25 protein-coding genes are annotated in these 19,440 nt (G+C 39.5%); 11 read left to right on the forward strand and 14 right to left on the reverse strand.

What is annotated here, in order from left to right:
• Positions 1 to 218: 218 nt before the first annotated feature.
• Both IRB43_RS06520 and IRB43_RS06525 read left to right on the forward strand, forming a co-directional pair.
• Positions 219 to 1,481, forward strand: coding sequence for an ATP-binding protein (locus IRB43_RS06520; RefSeq protein WP_203362637.1), 1,263 nt, complete (start codon positions 219 to 221; stop codon positions 1,479 to 1,481).
• Positions 1,482 to 1,578: 97 nt separating this feature from the next.
• Positions 1,579 to 2,358 (forward strand): DUF3959 family protein, encoded by a 780-nt coding sequence (locus IRB43_RS06525; protein ID WP_203362638.1) that lies wholly within the window; start codon positions 1,579 to 1,581, stop codon positions 2,356 to 2,358.
• 68 nt (positions 2,359 to 2,426) lie between these two features.
• On the opposite strand, the gene IRB43_RS06530 is transcribed toward IRB43_RS06525, so the two are convergent.
• On the reverse strand, positions 2,427 to 2,780 hold the full coding sequence (locus IRB43_RS06530) for a YxeA family protein (protein ID WP_203362639.1): 354 nt from the start codon (positions 2,778 to 2,780) through the stop codon (positions 2,427 to 2,429).
• Positions 2,781 to 2,950: 170 nt separating this feature from the next.
• On the opposite strand from IRB43_RS06530, the gene IRB43_RS06535 reads away from it, so the two are divergent.
• The 6 genes from IRB43_RS06535 (at position 2,951) to IRB43_RS06555 (ending at position 7,017) form a co-directional block, all read left to right on the forward strand.
• On the forward strand, positions 2,951 to 3,079 hold the full coding sequence (locus tag IRB43_RS06535; RefSeq protein ID WP_203362640.1) for a YuzL family protein: 129 nt from the start codon (positions 2,951 to 2,953) through the stop codon (positions 3,077 to 3,079).
• Between the two features lie 196 nt (positions 3,080 to 3,275).
• Positions 3,276 to 3,533, forward strand: coding sequence for a hypothetical protein (locus IRB43_RS06540; protein WP_203362641.1), 258 nt, complete (start codon positions 3,276 to 3,278; stop codon positions 3,531 to 3,533).
• Positions 3,502 to 3,807, forward strand: a complete 306-nt coding sequence (locus IRB43_RS17805; RefSeq protein WP_343070808.1) for a type II toxin-antitoxin system RelE family toxin — start codon at positions 3,502 to 3,504, stop codon at positions 3,805 to 3,807. The genes IRB43_RS06540 and IRB43_RS17805 overlap by 32 nt, the downstream gene beginning before the upstream one ends.
• Positions 3,808 to 3,881: 74 nt before the next feature.
• On the forward strand, positions 3,882 to 4,454 hold the full coding sequence (locus IRB43_RS06545) for an LAGLIDADG family homing endonuclease (RefSeq protein ID WP_203362642.1): 573 nt from the start codon (positions 3,882 to 3,884) through the stop codon (positions 4,452 to 4,454).
• 25 nt (positions 4,455 to 4,479) lie between these two features.
• Positions 4,480 to 4,851, forward strand: a complete 372-nt coding sequence (locus IRB43_RS06550) for an rRNA methyltransferase (protein ID WP_203362643.1) — start codon at positions 4,480 to 4,482, stop codon at positions 4,849 to 4,851.
• 555 nt (positions 4,852 to 5,406) lie between these two features.
• Positions 5,407 to 7,017 (forward strand): DUF2339 domain-containing protein, encoded by a 1,611-nt coding sequence (locus tag IRB43_RS06555; RefSeq protein ID WP_203362644.1) that lies wholly within the window; start codon positions 5,407 to 5,409, stop codon positions 7,015 to 7,017.
• A 23-nt stretch (positions 7,018 to 7,040) separates the two neighbouring features.
• Here IRB43_RS06555 and IRB43_RS06560 read toward each other — a convergent pair whose 3' ends face one another.
• Genes IRB43_RS06560 through IRB43_RS06595 form a run of 8 tightly spaced genes read right to left on the reverse strand, consistent with a single transcriptional unit; the run spans position 7,041 to position 13,881 of the window.
• Positions 7,041 to 7,934 (reverse strand): TSUP family transporter, encoded by an 894-nt coding sequence (locus tag IRB43_RS06560; protein ID WP_203362645.1) that lies wholly within the window; start codon positions 7,932 to 7,934, stop codon positions 7,041 to 7,043.
• Between the two features lie 22 nt (positions 7,935 to 7,956).
• Positions 7,957 to 8,709: a sirohydrochlorin chelatase gene (locus IRB43_RS06565; protein ID WP_203362646.1), complete on the reverse strand. Its 753-nt coding sequence runs from the start codon at positions 8,707 to 8,709 to the stop codon at positions 7,957 to 7,959.
• Entirely contained in the window at positions 8,706 to 9,485 is a 780-nt protein-coding gene (gene cobA / locus IRB43_RS06570) for a uroporphyrinogen-III C-methyltransferase (protein WP_203362647.1), read from the reverse strand. The genes IRB43_RS06565 and cobA overlap by 4 nt, the downstream gene beginning before the upstream one ends.
• A gap of 18 nt (positions 9,486 to 9,503) precedes the next feature.
• The gene (locus tag IRB43_RS06575; RefSeq protein ID WP_203362648.1) at positions 9,504 to 9,713 is read right to left on the reverse strand and encodes a DUF3906 family protein; all 210 of its coding nucleotides are present in this window, start codon (positions 9,711 to 9,713) and stop codon (positions 9,504 to 9,506) included.
• A gap of 15 nt (positions 9,714 to 9,728) precedes the next feature.
• Positions 9,729 to 11,351, reverse strand: a complete 1,623-nt coding sequence (locus IRB43_RS06580; RefSeq protein ID WP_203362649.1) for a nitrite/sulfite reductase — start codon at positions 11,349 to 11,351, stop codon at positions 9,729 to 9,731.
• Positions 11,341 to 11,955 (reverse strand): adenylyl-sulfate kinase, encoded by a 615-nt coding sequence (gene cysC / locus IRB43_RS06585; protein WP_203362650.1) that lies wholly within the window; start codon positions 11,953 to 11,955, stop codon positions 11,341 to 11,343. The genes IRB43_RS06580 and cysC overlap by 11 nt, the downstream gene beginning before the upstream one ends.
• Positions 11,956 to 11,966: 11 nt before the next feature.
• The gene (sat, locus tag IRB43_RS06590; protein ID WP_203362651.1) at positions 11,967 to 13,115 is read right to left on the reverse strand and encodes a sulfate adenylyltransferase; all 1,149 of its coding nucleotides are present in this window, start codon (positions 13,113 to 13,115) and stop codon (positions 11,967 to 11,969) included.
• A gap of 58 nt (positions 13,116 to 13,173) precedes the next feature.
• Positions 13,174 to 13,881 (reverse strand): phosphoadenylyl-sulfate reductase, encoded by a 708-nt coding sequence (locus tag IRB43_RS06595; protein WP_203362652.1) that lies wholly within the window; start codon positions 13,879 to 13,881, stop codon positions 13,174 to 13,176.
• 315 nt (positions 13,882 to 14,196) lie between these two features.
• Between IRB43_RS06595 and IRB43_RS06600 the strand changes: the two genes are divergently transcribed.
• From IRB43_RS06600 to IRB43_RS06610, 3 genes are all read left to right on the forward strand, one after another.
• Positions 14,197 to 14,373, forward strand: a complete 177-nt coding sequence (locus IRB43_RS06600) for a hypothetical protein (protein WP_203362653.1) — start codon at positions 14,197 to 14,199, stop codon at positions 14,371 to 14,373.
• Between the two features lie 16 nt (positions 14,374 to 14,389).
• A complete protein-coding gene (locus tag IRB43_RS06605) occupies positions 14,390 to 14,551 on the forward strand; it encodes a hypothetical protein (protein WP_203362654.1) in 162 nt (53 codons plus the stop codon).
• 123 nt (positions 14,552 to 14,674) lie between these two features.
• Positions 14,675 to 16,303, forward strand: coding sequence for an ABC-F family ATP-binding cassette domain-containing protein (locus IRB43_RS06610; protein ID WP_203362655.1), 1,629 nt, complete (start codon positions 14,675 to 14,677; stop codon positions 16,301 to 16,303).
• A gap of 35 nt (positions 16,304 to 16,338) precedes the next feature.
• On the opposite strand, the gene IRB43_RS06615 is transcribed toward IRB43_RS06610, so the two are convergent.
• The 5 genes from IRB43_RS06615 to IRB43_RS06635 form a co-directional block, all read right to left on the reverse strand.
• Entirely contained in the window at positions 16,339 to 16,614 is a 276-nt protein-coding gene (locus IRB43_RS06615; protein WP_203362656.1) for a hypothetical protein, read from the reverse strand.
• A gap of 108 nt (positions 16,615 to 16,722) precedes the next feature.
• On the reverse strand, positions 16,723 to 17,025 hold the full coding sequence (locus IRB43_RS06620) for an HXXEE domain-containing protein (RefSeq protein ID WP_203362657.1): 303 nt from the start codon (positions 17,023 to 17,025) through the stop codon (positions 16,723 to 16,725).
• Between the two features lie 56 nt (positions 17,026 to 17,081).
• Positions 17,082 to 18,017 (reverse strand): SDR family NAD(P)-dependent oxidoreductase, encoded by a 936-nt coding sequence (locus IRB43_RS06625; protein ID WP_203362658.1) that lies wholly within the window; start codon positions 18,015 to 18,017, stop codon positions 17,082 to 17,084.
• A 51-nt stretch (positions 18,018 to 18,068) separates the two neighbouring features.
• Positions 18,069 to 18,641 carry a TetR/AcrR family transcriptional regulator gene (locus IRB43_RS06630; RefSeq protein WP_203362659.1) on the reverse strand — a complete coding sequence of 191 codons (573 nt, stop codon included), beginning with the start codon at positions 18,639 to 18,641 and terminating at the stop codon, positions 18,069 to 18,071.
• Positions 18,642 to 18,890: 249 nt separating this feature from the next.
• The gene (locus IRB43_RS06635) at positions 18,891 to 19,433 is read right to left on the reverse strand and encodes an HPP family protein (protein ID WP_343070819.1); all 543 of its coding nucleotides are present in this window, start codon (positions 19,431 to 19,433) and stop codon (positions 18,891 to 18,893) included.
• Between the last annotated feature and the right edge of the window lie 7 nt (positions 19,434 to 19,440).

Below are 19,440 nucleotides of genomic sequence, written 5' to 3' on the forward strand. Positions count from 1 at the left end.
GCATTTAAATTTCTTTTGACGGATGATGGGTCATTCGATTCGCTACAGGATCTTTTCCGTGTATTCGACTTCTTATTTGCTTTTTGGCGGATTTTTGGCACACTAATCCTTTCCAAGGAACGAAATGAACGGAATCTATTTTTTCTATGCCTCCGAACCGCGTTTTATGATACGATCATAGACATGGTGATTATATCGTTAGAAAGCCAGGTGAATAAATGGAGTTTGTGGCAAAAGAGTTATTGATTAACTTCGTGTTTGTTTTGCTTCCTTTATTTTTTGTCCAAATGTTTTATTTGGTGAAATATACACGTCAGTCTAAGAAAATGAAAAACTGGATGGTGGCGATCTTTCCCATTCTTTCTATCGTTTTATGCATGTCCTTCTCTGCAGAAATGATGGAAGGTTTTGTGGTAGATTTCAGGAGAATTCCTCTTATTTTAGGAGTGTTATATGGAGGACCTTGGTTGGGGCTCTTGTTATTGGCTCTTATTTTAATGCTCCGTTTTTTACAGGGGGGAGACGGTTTCGCAATAGCGCTGCTTATGTATCCGCTATTAACTTTTTTTCTTATTTATTTATCTAAGTCGTATCACATGATGTCATTAAAGAAAAGATTGCTCATCAGTATTTTCGTTTTACCAGGAAGCGAATCCCTCTTGCTATTTATGATTACACAACTATTTCCTGTGAACATTCCGGGGATGATCCAATTACAACTCATGCTTTTAAACATGACCTCTTTACTAATTGCGATGGTGATTTGGGAAGTCATTCGCCAAAGCTTTGAATTAATGCAGAAAGTAGCAAAAGCGGAAAAGCTAGAAGTAGTGAGTCATTTAGCTGCCAGCATGTCTCACGAAGTGCGTAATCCATTAACGGTGACAAGAGGATTTATGCAATTATTGCATGAAGATTTACCTAAAGAACAACGAAAAGAATATTTAGACCTAGCTATAAGAGAGTTAGATCGCTCCGTAGCTATTATTAATGACTATTTAACCTTCGCTCGGCCATCCATTGAAAAAAATGAAAAGATCGATATTTGTCTTGAAACACAACGTTCAATGAATGTATTGACACCACATGCGAATATGCACGGGATTACAATTAAGCGATTTATCCCGGCAATCCCCATTTATGTGATTGGTCAAACATCTAAGTTTAAGCAGTGTCTAATTAATATTGTAAAAAATGCGATTGAAGCGATGCCAAACGGAGGCGAAATAAATGTGACCATTCAAGATGACCATCCATCCGTTCACTTAATGATAGAAGATAGCGGGGAAGGGATGACCACCGAGCAGATCAACCGCTTAGGTGAGCCGTATTTCACAACTAAAAGTAAAGGAACAGGCCTTGGCATGATGGTTTCTTACAGTATCATTCAAAGCATGAAAGGAGAGATTACTGTCAATAGCACAAAAGGAAAAGGCACTTGTTTCACGATCACGCTCCCAATTGGCGCTGAAAATGAATAATTGATTTATAAAATGAGAAGTACGATCAGTAGAAAAATCGCGAAATTTGTTTTACTATATAGAAGCTTACGAAAAAGCTTGAAAGGAATGGAGAAAGGTGAAAAAACTAGACGTACTATTAATGGTACTTAGCTGTCTGTTCCCCGTTGCTGGTGCGATGAAGTACATGTCTCTAGAGCTATCCTTGTTGATGGGAGGCTTATTGTTTTTAACGAGTATCGGAAGTTATTACGCTAAACGATGGCATTCACGAATATTTAGCTGGATCGCTTATACTGGATTTATCGCGTTTTTGCTAGCGGTATGGGATCAATATGTCACCATTGACTCATTAGAACAAAACGTAAAAATCGCGGTCTGTATCGCTGTCATCCCAGGCATCTTACGTTTTCGCACATATGCGATTACGGTCGGTTTACTTGGGTTATGGGGCGCTGTCTTATGGGATATCAAAGAAATGCAATCATTAGCTGTTCTGCAACGAATGATGAATTTATTCCAGTCAGAGCCATTCTATTTAATCGTGTTAGCCGCAGGTTGTTTGCTTGGGGGATGGCTTGCTGGCTTATTTCGTCGTGGGAAGAGCAAGGAACCTAAAGAAAAATCAAGCTTACTCGCACAAACGAAGCGCTTCAAACCTACCTTAAAAATTCCTGTGCCGAGTTTGCCGAAAGTAAAAGTGAAGCTATTAACATTTGGCAGAAAACGATTTTCTCGATCAAAAAAAATGCATACGTACGAACCAGTTCAACAAGAACAGGCAGCCGCTGTCTATCCAGACATCAATGAGCAACCTTTTGAAGAAATAGAAGTGAAACAAGAGCCCATACAAGGTCAAACGAGAATGGAACGAAGAAAAAATCGTTTGAAGGCCTAAAGGATAAAAAACCAGCAAAGTATCTCTATACAATGAGAGACATTTTGCTGGTTTTTCTTTTTGTCCTTTTAGTCCATCTTATCCTGAATATCAGCAGATATCTCATTCCATGGAATCTCTTCCCACGATTGCACATACGTTCTTTTAGTCGCAAGTTTTAAATAAGCTCCCTCACGCAGCTGTTTACTTGCTGTAAATGTTATCGTTGTGTCTTTGCCATCTTCATTCATCCCAGTTAATGTATATTCGAAAGTTTTAGGTTCCACCTGTTGGCCTGGACCTTCAATTTTTACAAACACATCCTTTTTAGGAATGAAAGGATTTAACATATCCGCTAGTTCATTTTTTACAAAAAAGGTGAAAGAACAGATAATAATTGCGGCAACTATAACAGTCCCCATGGCTAATTTGACGATTTTCATGATTTTGCTCCTCCTTGTTTGTGTCTCTAGTATTCATTTTATAAGGAGCGGCCTGTAAAAGCCTTCGATTCAGATGACAAATGAGATAAAGAACATGACAATGTTGTCACCTTCCGCACATTTATGTATAAATGCATGGGAATAGGTCATATTAACATCGAGGTGATCACATGAGTAAACGAAAAAAAGACCCATCCAAGACAGGGTTAGGTTCTCCAGAAGTAAAGGGGCAAGGGACAACGAATATAGAAACAGGAGAGAGAACGAGCTCATCTGCAAGGCATAAGAAAAGGAAATAAAGTATAGGCTTTGCTGTCGCCCTTTTTATTGGGGCGATTTTTTGTTTTTAAGTTAAATTGTGACTAAAATCCTATTCGTTTTCACGGGTGGGGATGATTCATGTTTACCTTTTATTTACTTATATGAGTGTGGCATGATAACTTCATTTTATAAGTTATCGGATATGAAAAAATATACCGAAAGCAGGTGTTATACATGGCTATACGCAAAAAAGAGTTATACCGGCTGATTGATCGTCTTGATCAGCAAGATGAAAAAGTGGCTTTTGACTTTTTAGAATTTCTTGTTCAACGTTCAAAAAAGCAAATGACAGACTGGGAAAAGATTGATATGGCGGATCAGGATCATGAACCATTGTCTAGAGAAGAATTAGAACAGTTAAATAGTGAAGAAGGATATGTGTCAGGAGAGGGTGCCAAGCGTGAATTCGGCCTACAAGTTGATTTACCATAAGTCCGCAGTGAAATTCATCGCTAAACAAGAGAAAGCCATACAAGAGCGGATAGCTGATGGGCTGAAAGGACTTCTTGAAATTCCGCCTGAAGGAGATATTAAAAGTATGAAGGGATACGAAAATTTATACCGATTAAGGCTTGGAACCCTTGGAACCTTTCGCATTTTATTTGAAATTAATCATGATGAGAAAAATGATTATATAGCGTATATATCGTCGGTCTTTCTGATCGAGCGATTCGCAATGTGCTTTATAAGAATGGAGTTAAAATGAATCGTGAACAATCATAAGGTCAGCCTCGTAAGCATAAGGTCAATGAAGACTTCTTTAAAGTATGGACTCAGGAAATGGCATGGGTATTAGGGTTGTTTGTGGCAGATGGGACGATTAATAAGCAGGTTCACAGCCTTTCACTCACTCAAAAAGATGAAAGAATTCTTCGCTTAGTTGCCACGTGCATGGAAGCAGACTATGTACTGGCACCAGTGACTCCAACAAGATCTACTCCAATTTTGATTATTAATTCCAAAGAAATAAAACAAGATCTAAAAAAATTGGGTATTACCCCAAATAAATCATTAACCATTCCATTTCCCGATGTACCAGGTGAATTTTTGCTGTCCTTTATCAAAGGAGTGGTTGATGGAGATGGTTGGGTACAAAAAACTGGATATGTTATGAATATAACAACTGGAAGTAAACATTTTGCTGAAGGGCTTAGTGATGTATTTAAGAAGTGGAATTTGAATACCAAAACTACTTTAACAATCAGTCAAACTGGAAAAACTATATATCGTGTATGGATAAAAGGAAAATATGAACTTCCTAAACTAGCAGAAATCATATATGCTAATGCTGGTGATCATTATGTCATATATAAACGAGAACGAATGCTGCGGCAGGCGTTTAGGAGTCAATAAGTAAGAGCAAGGAGCGGTTTTTTATATGTGGAAATTATACAATGATAGATCCGTACACACGACGGACCCGTCAAGAATCAAGTTTCGGACGAATATTAGCCAGTCGTTATTGGAGCGGCTCAGTGAATTAGCTGATGAGCATGATACCTATGTGAATTATTTGTTAGAGAGCGGATTAGAAAATGTGTTGGCTGAAGGTGTGATTACCTTTGATAAAAAAACGAGGCCGAAAGATCGGGTTCAATATAAAACAACGTACGATGAACAGTTGCTGGACGATGTGAAAGAGTTTGCGAAGACGCATGGTTTATTTATTAATGATGTCATTGAATACAGCGTTCAATTTATTGATTTACAGTCGGTTAAAAATAAAAGCTATAGACATCGGATAGAGTAGAGGGTGAATACTCTGTCTTGTTTTTTAAAACAACGCCCCCGACATAATATATATTGTTGGTAGTTAAATAAAATTTCAATGATATGTCTCATTTTAGAAGAATACTATTAATATTGAGACAGAAGAGAAATTTTAAGTGATACATGATGTTTGCTCATTTTCATTGATTTCTTTATGATGGCGTGCGCCGCATCATTCGTAGCATCTTCATTAGAATGTCATCATATTATTTCGTATATAAGAATATCATTTGAGCTATTTTTTTCTGGAAACACAGATGTCAATCTTTAGGTCCGCTTTTGAATATTTATTCGTTTGTTAATCTATAAACCCCGTTTTATTTGTAACAAAATGAATAATAATGAATAAAAATTCTGTCTGTTATCTTATGTTTATTGGTGAATACCTTCATTTTTTGGAAAAAAACTATATTTTATCGACTCTCTTCCCTTATAATGAGTAATGGTGGGAATTTTAGTTAATATTTAGGAGGTGTTCGGTCTGGAGTCATCTAGGCATTCTTTAGAGGAAAAGGTTATTCAGCTAGAATCAGAAGTGAAACAGCTGCAAGCTCGTGTGGAAATGTTAGAGCATGCAAATTTTAACACCCAGCCGCTTCCGATCCAAGCAAAAGTGAAACAAGCGAAGCCTTCTCCCCCCTCTCATCCAGTGCAGCAGAAAGAAATTACGCCCGTCGATTGGGAGAAAGTTTTGTTTCAAGTCTGGTTGCCGCGAGTATTTATTTTTGTGTTTATTATCGGGGTTCTTTGGGGATTTAAGGCCGCTTCCGATTATGGCTTAATGAATGAAACGGTGAAAGTAGCGTTAGGTTTTATCGTCTCTTCCCTTCTGTTGTTCATTGGTCAAAAGCAGATGGAGGGCAAGCGTGAGAAGTTAGGATATGTACTGTTAGGTGGGTCAGTACCTTTATTTATGCTCACCACATTTGCGATGCATGTGTTATATGAAATGATAGGTCCTTCTCTCGCCTTTATGTTGAATATTGTTTGGATTGCGATTGGTTTATGGCTGACGCAAAAACATCGCTCGCAAGTGCTAGGCTTTATTAGTATGGTCGGTGGTGTGCTTGTTCCTTTCTTAATTGAAAGTAAAACGCCGAATATGTTTGTTTTTCTAAGCTATGAAACGCTTTTATATGTTTTATTTTTACTTCTAGCTGTGAGATTTCAGTTTACCGTTATTTATTACAGTTCAGCTGCCCTATTAAACATCGCTTTATTTGTATTTTATTTGTCTAGCTATGTCTGGACTGAAGGGCTATTTGCAGCAATGTATTATGTAGCCTTTCCTATAATCATCCAGCATGGATGTTTGCTTTACTTTTATATAAAGGAAAAAAAGCAGATCGATCAACACGCGGGTATTGTGTTTGTTAGTTTACTTGTGACATCCGCTTGGGTGTACTCGACTTTTTCTGAGCATTGGATTTCGTTATCTTTTGCTTTTCTTGCTATTATGTACGTTCTCTTATTTATCAACTATCAGCAAGATTTAAAGAAGCGTCCGATTTTTCTAACGAACGTGATCATTGCCGTCACGTTTCTAATCCTGCATGCGGTCAATGAAGAGTTGCAGATGAGCTTGCTTTTGATTGAAGGTTTGGCAGCCTATTATGTATCTTTACGGTATGGAAATCATATCAGTAAAGGAATTGCGATCTTTATTTATGTCTTTACCGGCTTAGTGCTGATCGCCAATGACGTGATCACCGCTCCTCTATCCAATGAAACGATCAATTGGCTCATTTTCTTAACGACTTTTGTGTTCGGAATGAGTATGACATATCAACTTCAGACATCATTTAAAGAGAACGTCTTGAAATACGGCAGTGTTATTTTGACAATATTATTGCTCACGTTCTCGACGGAATTAACGATGGCGGTTGTAGAAGAATGGGCGGATAATAAACAACGACTAGCGGTCAACGTTGTTTGGATTGGTTTAGCCGTTATAGCGATTGTGATTGGGTTGAAGAAAACATTCAATTATGCCAAATATATAGGTGTTTCGCTCTTAATGTTAACGTTATTAAAAATGGTTCTTTACGATATGCCGTATATTCCACTGGCCATTCGAGCGTGTCTTTTTATTGCTTTAGGCTTTGTTGGGTTAGTAGTTTCAAGAACTTTTTATAAAAAGAAATAAACGAAAACATCCTGATGTTGTTGTCAGGATGTTTTTCGTGACTTTAGTTGAACTACGAGCTTTGATTTTCTCTCCTTTTGAATGGTATAAAGAGCAATGGATCCCCAGATGATAATGATCATGACATAGCTACTAGTTGTTATGCTGCTTGAGAGTGTCGTATAACTGAAGATCGCTCTTACGTTGGTAAAGATCAGCATGCCGCTCACAATCACCGCTAATACTTTTGTCGGCAAACTTTTGACGATCCAAGCCGCAATTGGAGCAGCAATTACACCTCCGGCCATAATCGCTCCGACCCATAACCAATTAATTTGAGAAGGACCTAAAGAAATCATAAATCCGATGGTAGCCGATAGGGCAATCACAAATTCGCTCGTATTTACTGTGCCGATGACTTTTCGGGGAATCATTCCTTTTTGCGATAGCAACGCAGGAGTCGCAATCGGTCCCCACCCTCCCCCGCCGCTTGCATCAAAGAATCCAGCAATAAAACCAAGCGGAACGTAAAATCGATTTGAAAGTGCCGCATGTTCTTGTTTGCGGGCATCTTTCATCCAGAGAAACCGTCCTAAAATATACAGGCCTAAACAGACTAAAAAAATGGATACATATAATCGTACATATTCTCCCGTTAAATGACTTAAAAAGGTAGCCCCAGAGAAAGCACCAATTGAACCAGGGATAATCAGTCGTTTCAGCATCTTTTTATCAACATTTCCAAATTTAATGTGAGATGCTCCGGAGGCGGCAGTCGTTACCACTTCGGCCATATGGACAGAAGCAGAAGCGATAGCAGGAGCGATTCCGGCTGATAATAATAAGGTAGTGGATGTTAAGCCATACCCCATACCGAGCGCTCCATCTACAAGCTGTGCAGCTAACCCGATAAGCATTAAAATAATAAAGCGTTCCACTATGGCTTTCCTCCCTATCAAATCAATAATTTACATGTCGTTGTTCTTTTGACCGTGCTTCTTCAATTCGTACCGCCATAATGTTTCGTAAAAAAGGATGATAGCCGAGATATTTGCATAAGTACACATGGTCAGAAGCAGGCAAGGATTGAATTTCTTTTTCCATCGACTTCATTAATACTCCAGTGAATAATAAATAAGGGAGCACCCATAATTGTGATCTTTTTTTATGAGCTAGCCGCTTTAACTCTTTTGGAAAGGTGGGTGTAGTGGCTGCTAAAAAGCATAAATTCACATCGTTTAACTTGGTTTTAGAGCGGAATAACTGCAGAATCCGTGCGAAATCTGCTTTTGTTTGTGGATCACTGCTTCCGCGACCGACGATCAGTACTGTTGCCTCCGAATCGATCGGCACCTGTTTTTCTTTCATTCGTTCAATCAAAATATCGACAATCACCTCATGGACGCCGAGCGGATCAGCATAATGAATATGCACTTGTGGAAACTGGGACTGCATTTTATTTAACTCGAATGGAATATCTTTTTTGGCATGCCCAGCTGCCAGTAATAAAAAAGGAAACACGATGATCTCGGTTGCACCTTGTGCCACACATCGGGCAAAACCTTGTTCAATCGTCGGTTCCGCTAATTCTAAAAAACAAGTCTCTTGTATGGGCGCATCTATAAACGGCTTCGATTGTTCGATAAAGGCAAGCGCTTCTTCTCTTCCTTGTTTGACTCGGCTTCCGTGACAAATATAGAGAACAGCCTTCATTGGGCTGTACCTGAAGAGAGAGTTGTATGCGGCTCAAACTCTTGAAACCATTGAATTTGTTCTCTTAACTTGACGACGTTGCCAATGACAATCATGCTTGGGTTTTTTATAGCTGCTGTTTGGGCGACATCAGTGATCGTGCCTAATGTACCGGTGACGGTTTGTTGCACGGCCGTTGTCCCCCAATGAATCAGAGCTGCTGGTGTATCGGCTGATTTGCCATGAGTGAGCAACTGTTTTTGAATGTACGACAAGTTTTTGACGCCCATATAAATGGCCAGCGTATCAATCCCTTTTGCTAATGCGGCCCACTTGATCTCTTCTTGCTCCCCTTCTTGGCGGTGGCCTGTCACAATCGCAAAGGAAGCGCTATAGTTACGATGAGTAACGGGAATACCGGCGTAAGCAGGAGCGGCAATGCCTGATGTAATACCCGGAATCACTTCAAATGGAATAGCATACTTGACTAAAAATTCCGCTTCTTCTCCACCACGCCCAAAGACAAACGGATCTCCGCCTTTTAAGCGTGTGACGTTTTTCCCCTTTTTTGCATGAAAAACGAGTAAATGATTGATCGTATCTTGCTGTAGATGATGATGGTTGGGTAACTTTCCGCAAAAAATCAGTTCCGCTCCTTCTTTCGCATATTGCAATAAGTCCTCATTAATAAGTCGATCGTATAAAATCACATCCGCATTTTGAAGAGCACGCAAGCCTTTTACCGTAATTAAATCAGGATCACCGGGCCCTGCACCTACTAGCCAAACTTTCCCCATATTTGCCACCTCCTATTTTTATTTAGAAAAAGCGAGAAGAACATACCCGCTTCCGTTTCCAATCCGCTTCTTTTCAAATAACACGATTTCCTCATAATGCGGCAAAGATAAATAGCATTTCTCCAACTCAATATCTACTTGGTCAAACGCTTGCTGATCCTCTTTAGCCACAACGATCACAGGTGTTGTTTTGCCTTTGCTGACTACTTCAAATCGATACAAATACAAAGAAAGGCCTCCTTTTTAAACAGAAGATTGAGCCGCTAGCCATTGATCTAGTTGTTCTTGCAGATGCTCAATTCCTGTTCGGCTAATATAGTCATAAAAAGTTTCTGCCGGTAATTTGGTTGCTTTAAAATACTCCAGAAATTGCTTTAAGATGACAGGCAGATCATCGCCTGTCACTTTTCCTTTTAACTTCTGGTTAAACACGCCATCATTCAACAATGTCCCACCCACATTGATCTCAAAGGCCTGCACCATCTTTTTATCTTTATTTCGAACCATCACCCCTTGCAGACCAATATCGGCAATTTGCCTTTGGCCACATGAGTTGGGGCAACCGACCATATGAATTCGGACAGGTACGTCGATTTCGACCTCTTCATCAAGAAAAGCAGCTATTCGTTTCATTCTCTCTTTTGTTTCCGTCAAGGCTAGGTTGCAATATTCAATCCCTGTGCAGGAGACCGAATAAGCGGTAAATTTCGGGGCATCGACGCGAAGTCGCTTTAGAATCGGCTCATTTAATACCTTCTCCACAAACTCTGTCCTCACATTTGGAATGAGTAAGTTTTGCGAACCGCATGTTCGAATTTCCCCGTTGCCGTATGTTTTAGCGATGCGGGCAATATCGAATACTTCCTCCGCTTGAAGACGGCCAACTGGTACATTGACGCCGATGTAATGAAGCCCTTCTTGTTTTTGCGGCTTGACACCATAAAAGTAGCCTGCATTCCAGCCTTTCGTTAAGTCTGTACCTGCTTCCGGTAGCGGCCCGGTATATTCAAGCAGCTTTTCTTTAAACTTCTCTACTCCCCAGTCTTCTACTAAAAATTTCAAACGCGCGCGATGACGCTTTTCCCGGTACCCGTAATCTCTGAAAATAGTCGCAACGGCAATGGTGACCTTTAATACTTCTTCAGGCAAAATAAACAGATCTAACTTTTGCGCTAGCTTAGGAGCAGAAGAGAGCCCCCCGCCTACTTTTAAGTGAAAACCAATTCTTTTTTGGCCATGGATTTCTTTCTCTGCTGGCAAAAAGGCGACATCATTAATTTCTGCATTTCCAGCGTTGTACACATTTGCATTGATCGACATTTTAAACTTTCGCGGTAAATTGGAAAAGTCACGATTGCTTGTGAAAAAGTCATCTATTTCTTTAACGAGCGGACGGGTATCATAAACTTCGTCCGGATCAATGCCAGCGAGCGCATTGCCGATGACGTTTCTTGGAACATCGCCACAAGCGTTAGTAGAGGATAAACCCACGCGCTCTAATCGTTCAAAAATATTCGGGATTTGTTCGATTGTTAACCAGTGAAACTGAACCGCTTGTCGCGTCGTAATATCAAACACATTTCGTCCGTAATCTCTTGAGATCTCCGCTAGTGTCATCAATTGTTCATTCGTTAAAATGCCGGTTGGCACCTTGACTCTCATCATAAAATAACCGGCTTCTTTCGGCCGCTGCAAGTAGAGGCCTGCCCATTTGAATCCGTCCCATTCTTCTTTCGGGATGGATTCAAATCCATTCGCTGCATAGTAAGGGATGTCTTGAAAAATATCGAGACCATCTTTGACTAATTTCTTTTGTTCCTGTTTGCTTAATTTTGGGTTTGACGCCCATGTTTTCTCATATGTCACGTTTGTTCGCCTCCTCAAGCCAGTTTTTCTTTTGAATAAATGTGATAAGCTGTGCTACACATTCTTCAACTGTGTATTGATCCGTTCGCAAAACGAGATCAGGTGCTTTCGGCGCCTCATAAGGGGAAGATATGCCAGTGAATTGCGGGATATCACCGCTTCGGGCTTTTTTATACAGTCCTTTTGGATCGCGCGCTTCGCATTCATTGAGCGGACAGTCCACAAATATTTCGATAAATTCATCTTCTTCAAGAAGGGAGCGAACCGTATCCCGATCTTCTTGAAATGGAGAGATAAAAGCGGTGCAGACGAACTGGCCGCTATCTGCGAACAATTTAGCCACCTCTCCAATCCGCCGAATGTTTTCTTTACGGTCTTGATCGGAAAAACCAAGGTCTTGATTTAAGCCATGGCGAATATTATCTCCATCCAATACATATGTTTGTGCGCCTAGTTCATATAGTTTTTTGGCGACTGCATTGGCAATGGTTGACTTGCCAGAACCGGAAAGGCCAGTGAACCAAAAGACGGCACTATGATGGCCGTTTTTTTGACGGCGCCCTTCTTTTGTTAATGATTGCTGATGCCAGACGATATTTTCCATTGCGTTTCCTCCTATTGCACCGTTTCTTTCGCTTTTAATCCGCGAATTAATACGTCAATCACTTCCTTGCGGCTAAAGGTAGATGGCGGCACTTCTCCTGCCCGCAGCATTTCCCGCACCTTTGTGCCAGAAAGAATGACGTGATCTTCCTTTTCATGCGGGCATGTTTTAGCTGAAGCCATGCCTTCGCATTTTTGGCAATAGAAGCTATGTTCAAAGAATAATAAAGTAATCCCGATGTCTTCTTTCGTAAATTGATCAAATATTTTTTGTGCGTCATATGTTCCATAATAATTTCCAACTCCTGCATGATCACGGCCAACAATAAAGTGCGTGCAGCCATAATTCTTTCGGACAATCGCATGAAAGACCGCTTCTCTCGGTCCAGCATAACGCATAGCGGCTGGAAAGACGGCTAGTTGTACGCGATCTGCTGGATAATAATCTTTTAACAGCACTTGATAACTTTCCATGCGCACATCAGCTGGAATATCATCGGCTTTTGTTTCGCCGACCAGTGGATTTAATAAGAGTCCATCGACGATTTCTAAAGCGGTTTTCTGTATGTACTCGTGCGCACGATGTACAGGATTCCTCGTTTGAAAGCCGACGATGTTTTTCCAACCCTTTTCTTGAAATAACTGTCTCGTTTCGGCTGGGTCAAAATAAAAGTCCGTGAATTGTGTGCGTTCAATTCGACGAATGAGCTGGATGGGTCCGCCTAAATAAACGGAACCGCGCTGTAATAATTTTTTCACACCTGGATGAGCCTCATCGGTCGTTTGATACACGGCCTGAGCTTCTTTGTGTTGGTCAGGCTGATAAATATCTTCAATGGTTAATACCCCATAAGCGATTTCTTGATACGTTAATACAACTTTCTCGCCAATTGTATAATGGTTCGTTTCCTCTTCAAGGAGCGGAAGTGTAATTGGCAAACTCCAAACCGTTCCATTCGCCAATCTCATATCAGCTACCACACTGTCATAATCCTTTTGAGTGAGAAATCCTGTGAGTGGACTGTAAGCTCCTGTTGCTATTAGTTCTAAATCGCTTAACGCCGTTTGATCGATAGAAACTTGTTTTTCAATAGCTGAAATATCTACATTTGGCTCATATAAATCAATTAATTTACCGCCGTGTGGAAGGATTGTTGACATGATGAAAACCTCCTAATTTATTATTCATATAACATTACTTGGTATTGTGGTGAAAAAATTAGTCTGTGTGCAGACCACATTCGGTTTTTCCCGAATTCGTCCATCTTCCTGAGCGCAAATCCTCCATCGAAATCGCTGGTTTGGTACAAGGATGGCAGCCGATGCTTGGATAGCCTTGATCGTGAAGCGCATGATAATCTAATTGATGTTTATGAACATAGCGCCACACCTCTTTCCACGTCCAATGGATCAATGGGCAAATTTTAATTTTTTTGAATTTATGGTCTTGGTTGACATAGTTAGTGTGCTTTCTTGTGTTGGATTGTTCTCGGCGTAAACCAGAAATCCATGCGGTTGCGGGTTCAAGTGCTTCTTTTAACGGGATAATTTTTCTTAGTTGGCAGCACATGTTTGGATCCTGTTTCCATAGATCTTCTCCATAGGTCTCTATTTGTTCTTCAATGGTGAGAGCAGGTTGCTTCAAGTGAATGTGCAATGAAGGATAGCGCTGTTTTACTTTATCAATGATGTCATACGTTTCTTGAAAATGGTAATTGGTATCAAGAAACACGATTGAAGCATCCGGGCGAATACTTGAGATTAAATCGATGAGGACAATGCCTTCGATCCCGAAGCTGCAAGCATACATTAATTGATCGTCATAATGATCATAGGCCCATTTCAAAGCTTCCCTTGCCCCTCTCGTCTCACTATCAGATGGGAAATCCGGCAAGGTATGATGTTCCCAATGTTCATACGTCATCATTTTAAAAACCTACTTTCCTTATAGGAATTAATAATGTTTTATATTTTATCAGAAAATTCTCTGAAGTCAATCGTATTTTTCAGATAGGAATAATTAAAATATATGCATCATTCTCCTTGCATGTGAAAGAGGACTTTGCCTTATTGATCGTATGCTGATCAATCCCAAGAATGGCTCTATTCATTGCAATTGATGCTTGGCTTAATATAATAGTCGTTTAGGAATTGACTAGTTTTTTAGAACGGACGATTGAACTTGATTGTTTATGGGTATATTAAAATAAAGTGTGTGCAAATGACGGAAAGGAGGAATCGAATGGCCTATAGACGAATTTGCGAGGATTGTTATGGCATCGGCAGAGTTCCTCTCATTCGAGGAATCCGTATGAAAAAAAGCTGCAAACAATGCAACGGTACAGGTAGCCAACTCAGTTATCGGATGCAAGACGTTAGAATCGGTTGGGAGATCGGGGAAGAATTGATTTTTAAATAAAGAGAGGTCATTTAAAGTGAAGGAACGGGATGTTATTTTATATAATGACAAAGAGTATCAAATTATTCGAATCGATCAAGCAGGATATTGTGACATTAAACAAATCGCTCCTCCACATCAAGTCGAACTCACTCATATAAAACATTTAAAAGATTGTCCGATTATTTCTCGAACATAAATGAACCAGACATCGAAAAGTCGTTGGTTCTTTTTTTTATGAAGTTCACGGTTGTCTCTCCCTTTTACAGTTGTTAAATGGTATAATCAAAGGCGATTATGTATATATGGAGGACTGTGCACATTGATTACTGTACAAGACGTCAGCTTACGTTTCGGCGATAAAAAGCTGTTTGAAGACATTAATATTAAATTTACACCAGGCAATTGCTACGGATTAATTGGAGCAAATGGTGCGGGGAAATCTACTTTCTTGAAAATTTTATCGGGAGATCTTGAATCGCAAACTGGTCACGTGTCTATGACACCTGGTGCTCGTATGGCTGTGTTAAAACAGAATCACTTCGAGTATGAAGAGCATGAAGTGTTAAAAACCGTTATTATGGGTCACGCTCGCCTCTATGAAGTGATGCAGGAAAAAGATGCGATCTATATGAAAGAGGACTTCTCGGATGAAGATGGCATGAGAGCCGCTGAACTTGAAGGGGAATTCGCTGAATTAAATGGTTGGGAATCCGAATCAGAGGCAGCTATTTTATTGAAAGGTCTGGGTGTATCGGAAGACCTTCATACGAAGAAAATGGCCGAGCTAACAGGTTCTGAAAAGGTCAAAGTATTGCTCGCTCAAGCTTTATTCGGTAAGCCGGATGTATTACTTCTCGATGAGCCGACCAACCACTTGGATATTCAAGCGATTCAATGGTTAGAAGAATTTTTGATCAACTTTGAGAATACGGTCATCGTTGTTTCTCATGACCGTCACTTCTTAAATAAAGTATGTACGCATATTGCTGACCTTGACTTTGGAAAGATCCAAATTTATGTCGGTAACTATGACTTCTGGTACGAATCTAGCCAATTGGCGTTAAAAATGGCACAGGATGCGAATAAGAAAAAAGAAGAAAAGATTAAAGAATTGCAAGCCTTTGTCGCTCGTTTTAGTGCAAACGCATCGAAATCAAAGCAGGCGACATCTCGTAAGAAATTATTAGATAAAATTACGTTAGATGATATTAAGCCTTCTTCTCGTAAATATCCATATGTCCACTTTAAACCAGAACGTGAAATTGGAAATGATCTTCTTCGCGTGGAAGGTTTAACGAAAACGATCGATGGTGTCAAAGTCCTTGATAACATTAGCTTTATTATGAACAAAGATGATAAAATCGCACTCGTTGGGACGAATGAATTAGCGAAAACGACGTTATTTAAAATTTTAGCTGGTGAAATGGAGCCAGATAGCGGGTCTTATAAATGGGGCGTGACGACAAGTCAATCTTATTTCCCGAAAGATAACAGCGAATACTTTGAAGGATCTGAATTAAACCTTGTCGAATGGTTGCGCCAATATTCACCTGAAGATGAAAGTGAAAGCTTCCTTCGCGGATTCTTAGGACGTATGCTCTTCTCTGGTGAAGAAGCATTGAAAAAAGCAAGCGTGTTATCAGGGGGCGAAAAAGTTCGCTGCATGCTTTCAAAAATGATGCTTTCTGGAGCGAACGTTCTTCTTCTAGATGAACCAACAAACCATTTAGACCTTGAATCAATTACCGCTGTCAATAACGGATTAGTTAACTTCAAAGGCTCGATGATCTTTGCTTCTCATGACCATCAATTCATTCAAACAATCGCGAACCGTATCATGGACATTACGCCAAGCGGTTTAGTTGATAAAGAAATGACTTACGATGAGTATTTAGAGGATGCGGAATTACAAAAGCAAGTTAAGGAAATGTATCAAGTAGCGAAATAAAGTAAAACCGCTGGGGAGCCGATTCTCCAGCGGTTTTATTTTATCTGTTTATAGGCATCGATAAACTGGTGCGGGCTTGTGGTGACGATATAAGAAAACACCCCTCGAATCGTATGCAAATAGAAAAATCCATAATTAGCAGACAGCAATCGATACGACATATCATGAACTTCTGTAATCGTGAACTCATGGGAAGCGCAGATCACTTTATCTTGATATAAATGGAGATGCTCTTCTCTTTGTGAAACCTTTTGCTGCCCCCATTCAATTTGTCGACTAGTGATAATATATGGTTGTGTTGCGTAAAGCATGGGGTCCTCCTTTTAAGCTTCTATTGCAAAGAGTGTAACAGAAGATGGAGGAAAGAAACAAGAGAATAGAGTCACCCCCTCTTTACTACTCTTGAACAATGTGTGGGCTTATGTTTGATGCGGCAGTTCGGAATTAATATCGTTCGTTTCACTCTGGTTAAATCGAATGTTGATTGTTTCTTTGTTGGTATCAACCTTTAACATCACTAAAATTTGTTTAAAATTAATAAATGCAACATAGAATTGTCGCATTATCTTAATCTGTAAAATAGATAAATTGTATTTAGTTTTATTAACTAAATATTGAGTTTTTTGGGCCCAATTTTCTACACTTATAATTTCTTCAAAGTCATGCAACATAAACACGACTAAAAAAAGCCAAAGAGCATTATGTAATTCTATTGTAAACATATAGTTTGTCCTCCTGTATTTTTGTATTATGAATATCACTTACAAATTTTTTATGTTCATTCTTCATTTTTCATAAAATTTATCGTTTCTGTTAGCCCTTGAGTATAAGGTGTTTGCGGCAATAGGCCAATTTCTTTTTCGTATGTTTCCCCTGATAAAATAACGGGATCTTCATATAAATACATCATTTCCACTACTTCTCGCATATTGCGGCTAAATAAAGATAGAAAGCGGATCATTCCTTTATTCACTTGGGAAAAAGCATGCTGGCGATCTGTGATTTGTTCGAGTATCTGTTTTAATTGTTGGCCGCTGAGTGTTCCGGTCCCTGGAATATTCCAATGTTTATGATAAGCATGGTCAAGAGTAGATAATTCGATTAATGCTTTCGCGCCGTCCGGCGTATAAATAAATTCACGTTGTTTTCGCATATCTCCCACATACATCGCTTTTTTTCCTTTAATAATATTTTGAAGAGTGGTATGCATGACTGTACTCGTTGCATTCGGTCCATAAAAATCGGGGAAATGAGCTCGGACAGTTGGCACTCCAGAGTGAGCGTATAATTCTTCGAGTTGAAGACGGATTTTTCCTTTTTTCGTATGTGGATGTTTCGGACTCATCTCGGTGATTTTATGTCCAGGATTTCGTCCGTAAGCGTAAATATTATCAACTACAGCTAGCTTGCAATGATTCGTTTTCGCCGCTTCTATAATATTTTTATTCAGCATCACGAGCTTTTCTTCCCATAACTCATAAGGGATATTAACCGCATGATAAATAATATCTGCTCCGTTGGCCGCTTTTTTCAAATCCTCTAGATGAAAAACGTCACCTATTAGCACTTGAACGTTCGGCAATGACCCACATAATTGATCCAACTTGGATTTCGTTCGAGCAAAAGCAATCGTTTCTATTCCTCTTCTACTAAGCTCTTTTACAATCGCATACCCCATTCCACCTGTTGCACCTACTACTAATGCTTTTTTCATACTCTCCACCTCCGAATTAATTAACCACTGTTCAATAAAAGGGTAAAAAAATTAGTTTGACTGGATTCCCTTTAATAAAAATTTCACATGAGCATTCGCTAGCTCCGCTATATCCGTCATCGTTTGTCCGCTACGGCAGTACATCGTCACAAATCCATGAAGACTAAGAAACAATAGCCATGTTTCTTTTAAAGTGATCTGACCAGGATAAAGTTCCATAATCACAGATGCAAACCGCTCATAACTGACATCGGGTGCATTTTCTGTATAGTTTTTTAATTCTTCATCTTTAATTAAAAACATAATTTCATAATCACTTTGATTGTTCATGCCATACTCGATAAAACCGAACAGTATTTTTTCTAGCTTTTCGTCTGAAGAAAGCGAAGAAGCCATAATCCCTTCAAGCACTTCATTCAGTTTAGAAAAATTAGCTTTTACTAAGGCAAAGAATAATTCTGCTTTGTTTTTAAAGTGATAATAAATCGCCCCGTGACTGTAATTTAGCTTTTTCGCGATTTGTCGCATTGAAGTATGTTGGTAGCCATTCTCTACAAATAAATCTCTGGCGGCTTCCATAATCATTTCGCGTGTTAATTCATTCTCTACTGCTTTTCTTGGCATCTATAGATCTCCTTTTTATTGACCGTTGGTTAATAAAAGTGTATACCATGATTTCGTATTCGTCAATCAGAAAGAATTGATTTGATTGACTCACCAAAAACGCCTCTAATCAGATTACATCTTCTTTTGTTGGATAGATGATTGTTAGTTTCTAAATAAATAAGGCTGTCTCAAAAATATTTTGATGAGACAACCTTCCTTCGATGTTATTTAATTATCATTAAATTTTAATCAAAAATCCGTGGATGATTATACCCAAAAACTTGGATATTCTCGATTGCTTCGTAAATTATTGATAATTAATGCGAACAGGACGATCACGATTGAGCCAATTAGTACAGGGGTAATCAAATAAGTCCATTGTTGTTCACCCAACATCACGACGAGTGGGTTAGCCCCAGCTGGTGGGTGCGTTGTTTTCGTTATCATCATTACCGCAATGGCTAAGCCCACAGCTAAGCTAATTGCCCAAGGCTCATCTCCAAACATGTGGTAGGTAGCTAACCCGATAAAGGTTGCGATGAAATGGCCCCCAATTATATTGCGTGGTTGTGATAATGGCGCGTTCCAAACACTGAATGCCAGTACGCAACTTGCTCCAAATGGCGCCATTAGCCATTCAGTAGATGTGGTATTGGTTAAAAGAACTAAAGTAAAAATAGTGAGAAATCCGCCCATCAATCCTGTTGCTACATCTTTGCCGTGAACTTGCAGTGGACTTCTCCCTTTTCCTCTCATTTTATATAAATAACGTACCAAAAATGAGGGGGTTTCTTCTTTTACAATGCGAATTCATTAC

It is taken from the genome of Bacillus sp. REN10 (assembly GCF_016820555.1).
Classification (GTDB): Bacteria; Bacillota; Bacilli; order Bacillales; family Domibacillaceae; genus Bacillus_CE.